Source organism: Halorubrum sp. SD612, assembly GCF_002135005.1.
This window is the reverse complement of the sequence record NZ_NEWI01000352.1, coordinates 1-1,496: the sequence shown is the minus strand read 5'-3', so window position 1 is coordinate 1,496 and position 1,496 is coordinate 1. Positions and strand designations below refer to the sequence as shown.

The 1,496-nt window shown below is 72.4% G+C and carries 1 protein-coding gene; it reads left to right on the top strand.

Translation table 11 applies throughout. The annotated features are described in order from the left end of the window. A partial coding sequence (locus B9G38_RS17250; protein ID WP_233127251.1) for an MFS transporter occupies positions 1-1,309 on the top strand: 1,309 nt, incomplete at its 5' end. Positions 1,310-1,496: the final 187 nt, after the last annotated feature.

The window sequence follows — 1,496 nt, the reverse complement described above, 5'->3', positions numbered from 1 at the left end:
GCTCTCCGGCGTCACCGACACCGACCGGCGCGTGATCGTGCTGGCGCTCGCGCGGATGGTCGGCGCGGCCGGGAACTCCTTCCTCATCGTCGTCCTCCCGCTGTACATCACCAGCGACCTCGTCGATCTGGAGGGGCTGCTCGGCGCGGAGGTCGGAGTCGGGGCGGCCGCGGTCACGCTGACCGAGCCGCTGCTCATCGGTATCGTCCTCTCGCTTTTCGGCTTCCTCAACAGCCTCTCGCAGCCGTTCACGGGGAGACTGTCCGACCGCGTCGGCAGGAGGCGCCCCTTCGTCCTCGCCGGGATCCTCCTCCTCGGGACCGCGAGCGGGCTGTACACGGTCGCGACGAGCTACCCGGCGCTCGTCGCGCTGCGGGCGATCCAGGGGCTCGGCGCGGCGCTCATCATCCCAGCCACGGTCGCCCTGGTCAACGAGTACGCCGCGAGCGACGCCGACCGCGGCGGGAACTTCGGGGTGTACAACACGTTCCGGCTCATCGGCTTCGGCTTCGGGCCGGTCCTCGCGGGCGCCGTCGTCGAGGCCGGACCGTACGACCTCTCGCCGGTCGGGCTCCCCGTCCTCGACGGCTTCGACGCCGCCTTCGTCGCGGCCTGCGCGGGGGCGTACCTCAGCTTCGCCCTCGTGTTCCTGCTCGTCCGCGACGCCGACGTGGAGGCCGAGGCGGGCGACGACGTCTCGATCCGAGTCCGCGGCGAGGACCGCCTGCTCGACCCCGTGTTCACGCTCGGGCTCGCGACCGTCGCGATGGGCGCGTGCATCGCGCTGTTCGCGACGCTCCAGAACCAGGTGAACGTCCGCTTAGACCAGGCGCCGATCTGGTTCGGCGCCCAGTTCGCGGCCGTGACGATCGCCAACGTGATGTTCCAGGTCCCGGTGGGGCGCGCCAGCGACCGGATCGGCCGGCGGCCGTTCCTGCTCGCCGGGTTCGTCCTCCTCGTCCCGACAACTCTCCTCCAGGGGATCGTGACGGAGCCGGCGCTGATGATGCTCGTCCGCCTCGGGCAGGGGGTCGCGGTCGCGTGCGTCTTCGCCCCGTCGCTCGCGCTCGCCGGCGACCTCGCCCGCGAGGGAGAGTCGGGGACCACGCTCTCCGTGCTCACGATGGGGTTCGGCTTCGGCGTCGCCTTGGGCCCGCTGGCGTCCGGCTGGCTCTACGGCTTCGGCTTCGTCGTCCCCTTCGCCGTCGGGGCCGCGGCCGCCGCCGTCGCCCTCGTCGCGGTGTTCACGCAGGTCGAGGAGACGCTGGAGGTCGACGACGAGCCGAGCGCGGCGGCTGGCGCGGACTGACGGGACTCCGGCCCCGGCCGCCCCGTCACTCTGACGCGCCCGCGATGGTGTCGACGACCTGTTCGACGGCCTCCGCCACGCTCCCCTCGTTCTCGACGAACTGGACCGGCGCGTTCCGCTCGCGGGCGTACTCTAGGGCCGCGGTCCGGTTGAGGTCCTGCTCGAACTCGATCTCCCGCTCCGTGGC